4 protein-coding genes and 2 tRNA genes are annotated in these 3,643 nt (G+C 31.4%); 2 read left to right on the top strand and 4 right to left on the bottom strand.

Annotated elements, in window-relative coordinates:
• Positions 1 to 168: 168 nt before the first annotated feature.
• From A3M9_RS0112075 to A3M9_RS0112060, 4 genes are all read right to left on the bottom strand, one after another.
• The gene (locus A3M9_RS0112075; RefSeq protein WP_027309411.1) at positions 169 to 837 is read right to left on the bottom strand and encodes a 4Fe-4S binding protein; all 669 of its coding nucleotides are present in this window, start codon (positions 835 to 837) and stop codon (positions 169 to 171) included.
• Positions 838 to 1,118: 281 nt separating this feature from the next.
• Positions 1,119 to 1,194: transfer RNA gene (locus A3M9_RS0112070), tRNA-Pro, on the bottom strand.
• Between the two features lie 114 nt (positions 1,195 to 1,308).
• Positions 1,309 to 1,384, bottom strand: a tRNA-Pro gene (locus tag A3M9_RS0112065).
• 135 nt (positions 1,385 to 1,519) lie between these two features.
• The gene (locus A3M9_RS0112060; protein ID WP_051350736.1) at positions 1,520 to 1,855 is read right to left on the bottom strand and encodes a DUF2391 family protein; all 336 of its coding nucleotides are present in this window, start codon (positions 1,853 to 1,855) and stop codon (positions 1,520 to 1,522) included.
• A gap of 108 nt (positions 1,856 to 1,963) precedes the next feature.
• On the opposite strand from A3M9_RS0112060, the gene A3M9_RS0112055 reads away from it, so the two are divergent.
• Complete coding sequence (locus A3M9_RS0112055; RefSeq protein WP_027309409.1) at positions 1,964 to 2,323, top strand: PilZ domain-containing protein; 360 nt, start codon at positions 1,964 to 1,966, stop codon at positions 2,321 to 2,323.
• Positions 2,324 to 2,325: 2 nt separating this feature from the next.
• Entirely contained in the window at positions 2,326 to 3,498 is a 1,173-nt protein-coding gene (locus A3M9_RS0112050; RefSeq protein ID WP_027309408.1) for a class I SAM-dependent rRNA methyltransferase, read from the top strand.
• The last annotated feature ends 145 nt before the right edge of the window (positions 3,499 to 3,643 follow it).

Genomic DNA, 3,643 nt, shown 5'->3' with positions numbered 1-3,643 from the left:
ATCGGAAAATACCTAATTTCTACTTACTATTTCTTAACCCTTATAAATCAACGGACTTACCACCCTAAAAATTTTCAAGTGCGAAATCTCTGTTAAAAAATATTTTATAGTATTTCCCATAAAGGCAGGTTTAAACACAACCTACATTTATGGGATTACAAATATGTTTTAAGCTACTTTTGTTAAATCCAAATCCTTTATTTCTTTTACTACTATTATATCTGATCTTCTACAACTTGAAATACACTTTCCACATTTTATACAATCACTATGTTCTATAAAGCCATTTTTATATTCATAAGGGTTAACCCCCATCGGACATGCTTTACTACATAATTTACAAGAAACACAACTTGGTTTTACATATAAAGCATTCTTATTTCCCCTCAATTTAGTAATAATTGATGCAATAGTTCCCATGGGGCAAAAATTACACCATGTTCTATGATTGTAGATAAATGAAAACATTATTCCTACTAAACTCGTAACAACAATCATCCTATAAAAAACCAATCCTATTTTGTATAGATTACCATTGGCAGCAACTATTCCACTAATAAACATGTAAAACATAAGTACAATAACCAGTGTTCTAAAGACATAGCTCTTCATCCATTTAGGTACTTGTTTTTTATTTGACACTTTGCTCAAAATATTTTCATAAAAATTACCTCTTGGACATATGTTTCCACACCAATATCTACCATTAAAAAACGAAAACACTATTGGTCCAATCATACAAATACTTGCAATTACTGCAAATCTTAAATCTATTGCTCCCAACAGAAAAAAGGCAAAAAACAATATATATGAATACTTTTTCCACACATTTAACATTTAAATCCCTCCATTCTTTTTATACCCCCAGTAGGTATATTACATTGTATATACTAATAACAATATCTTCTTTTGTCAATATTTCTTAACAAAGTAGTATTATTGTGATTTTTTTTATTTGTTGAACAATTGTGATTTTATAATATGTATATTGTAGTTTTAACTCTTCTATTTACTATAGCTATTGAAGATTAGGTAATATATAATGTAAGTTTATTGATTTGTTTCATTAAGATAGGATTAAGATGTGAATAATGTATAGTAACTAATTATATATAAATTGGTCGGGGTGACAGGACTTGAACCTGCGGCCCTATGGTCCCGAACCATATGCACTACCACCTGTGCTACACCCCGACGCAAAACCAAATGCATTTATATTAATTATAGCACTTTGCTATTATAATGAAAATATTGAATTAAATTCTAAACAAAGACCAATAAAAAAAGGATTGCTTTCGCAATCCTTTCTGGTCGGGGTGACAGGGATTGAACCTGCGACCTCATGGTCCCAAACCACGCGCGCTCCCATCTGCGCCACACCCCGAAGACAAAGATAATTATAGCATCTATTTTTTCATATTGCAACTACTTTTTTATATTTATTTTTAAATATAAACAACTTTTAAAACTTAAGAAGTCACCACTTATATTTAGGTGACTTCTTTTTTATTTTTAAAATTTACTTTTCACTATATCTCTTATATTCCACACCACGTCTTGGAACACACGCTGCAACAAAACCTATTATAATAGATTGAACCATTGGAACTATTACATTTATATATCTATCAAGTTGCAATGCATAAACAGCCCACGCTGTTAAAATATTTACAACAAGACTTACTATAAATATATATACAACAAATTTAGCAAATGAACTAATGTACTTTTCCCATATCTTGTGTCTCCACTCTCCCGAAAATATAAATGAAAATATAAAGAATGTCACAATAACTATACCTATATTAGCTAATGCGATTAGTAACAGCCTCTGCATATAGTCAGCCTGTAACATAAACACACCTCCTTTTAATATATTTTCTGCAACTTAAAAATATTAATGTAAAATAAATATGTTTATTTTAGTTAAATTTTAGTATAATAGCTATAAGGAGGAGATAAAATGGGGGAAGAAAGAAGAAAATATAAAAGAGCACGTTTAGAATGTGAAATACTATATCCATCAGTTATATATAACAACGAAAAAAGAACCTTTCGTGACAATTGCAAACTTTATACCGTCGATATCTCTGAAGCAGGCATTGCATTAAAATCAAACTTTTTTATACCAAAGGATGCCTTTGTCTCTTTTTTTCTTAGAATAGATGACTATCTTCCCTTTAAAGCTCTTGTAAAAGTTAGATGGAATAAAAATTCAAATGGATATTTTTATTGTGGCGGAGAATTTATTGCATTGAATCTTGAGGATATACACAAAATAAGAACATATATATTAAAACAAGACAATAAAACGGAGGTTTAGATATGGCAAAAGTTTTTTTGGGCTATAAAAAAGGACTTAGAGTTGAAGATGGACATCCTTGGGTGTATAAAAATGAAATTGAAAACATCGAGGGAGATTTTGAACCTGGAGATATAGTTGAAGTCTATAATTATAAGGGTAAGTTTATAGGCAAAGGATACATAAACCCAAAATCCCAAATCACAATTAGAATAATGACAAGAGAAAAAGACGAAGAAATAAACGAGGATTTCTTTAGAAGGCGTATATTGGATGCTTGGAATTATAGAAAAAAGGTAATTGAAACTACATCTTGTAGAGTTGTATTTGGTGAAGCCGATTTTATTCCAGCTCTAATTGTTGATAAGTTTAGTGATTATCTTGTAGTTCAATTTTTATCCTTAGGAATAGAAAGATGGAAGGATACAATAGTAAAGGTTCTAAAAGAAGTTTTAAATCCTAAGGGTATTTATGAGCGAAGTGATGTACCTGTAAGAGAACTTGAGGGACTTGAACAAAGAAAGGGATTCTTAACAGAACCCTTTGACACAACAATCATATCTGAAGAAAATGGAGTTAAGTACTATGTAGATATTGAAAATGGTCAAAAAACAGGATATTTCTTAGACCAAAAGGAAAATAGATATGCAATAAAGGACATAGTAAAGGATGCAGATGTACTTGATTGTTTCTGCCATACAGGTTCCTTCTCACTTCACGCTGGACATTTTGGTGCAAAAAGCGTACTTGGTATAGATGTATCTGAACACGCTGTTGAGTTTGCAAGAAGAAATGCAAAACTAAATGGACTTGAAAATATATGTAAATTTGAGGCCCACAATGCCTTTGATGTATTAAAAACTTGGGCTAAAGAAGGAAGAAAGTATGACGTTGTTATATTAGATCCTCCAGCATTTACAAAATCACGCTCTGCAGTTGAAGGTGCAGTAAGAGGATATAAGGAAATCAACCTTCGTGCACTCAAAATGGTTAAAAAGGGTGGATATTTAGTTACTTGTTCCTGTTCGCATTTTATGTATCCTGAACTTTTTATGGAAGTAGTTATGGATGCGGCAAGGGACGCAAAACGAACATTAAGGCTTGTGGAATATAGAAATCAATCAAAGGATCATCCAGTCCTTTTCAATTCAGATGAAACTCTATACTTAAAATTTATGATATTACAAGTGATATAAAAGCACCCCTTTTATAAGGGGTCAGGCTGTTGAAAAAGTTATATATTGATTAGCCCCATTAAGGATTTCTTGGGCATCGATTCATTTCGCTAAGCAATTCTAAGCTTTTCTTTGTTTGAAAAAGTCCTACCCTCGCGATGCCATC

Source organism: Caloramator sp. ALD01 (assembly GCF_000472625.1).
In the GTDB taxonomy this organism is placed as follows: domain Bacteria; phylum Bacillota; class Clostridia; order Clostridiales; family Caloramatoraceae; genus Thermobrachium; species Thermobrachium proteoclasticum.
The sequence above is the reverse complement of the archived record's forward strand: the minus strand, read 5'-3'. Positions and strand labels throughout refer to the sequence as shown.

Excerpts from the sequence above, each read along its gene's own strand:
- A3M9_RS0112075 (WP_027309411.1), bottom strand. The coding sequence starts at position 837 with ATGTTAAATGTGTGGAAAAAGTATTCATATATATTGTTTTTTGCCTTT.
- A3M9_RS0112060 (WP_051350736.1), bottom strand. The coding sequence starts at position 1,855 with ATGTTACAGGCTGACTATATGCAGAGGCTGTTACTAATCGCATTAGCT.
- A3M9_RS0112055 (WP_027309409.1), top strand. The coding sequence starts at position 1,964 with ATGGGGGAAGAAAGAAGAAAATATAAAAGAGCACGTTTAGAATGTGAA.
- A3M9_RS0112050 (WP_027309408.1), top strand. The coding sequence starts at position 2,326 with ATGGCAAAAGTTTTTTTGGGCTATAAAAAAGGACTTAGAGTTGAAGAT.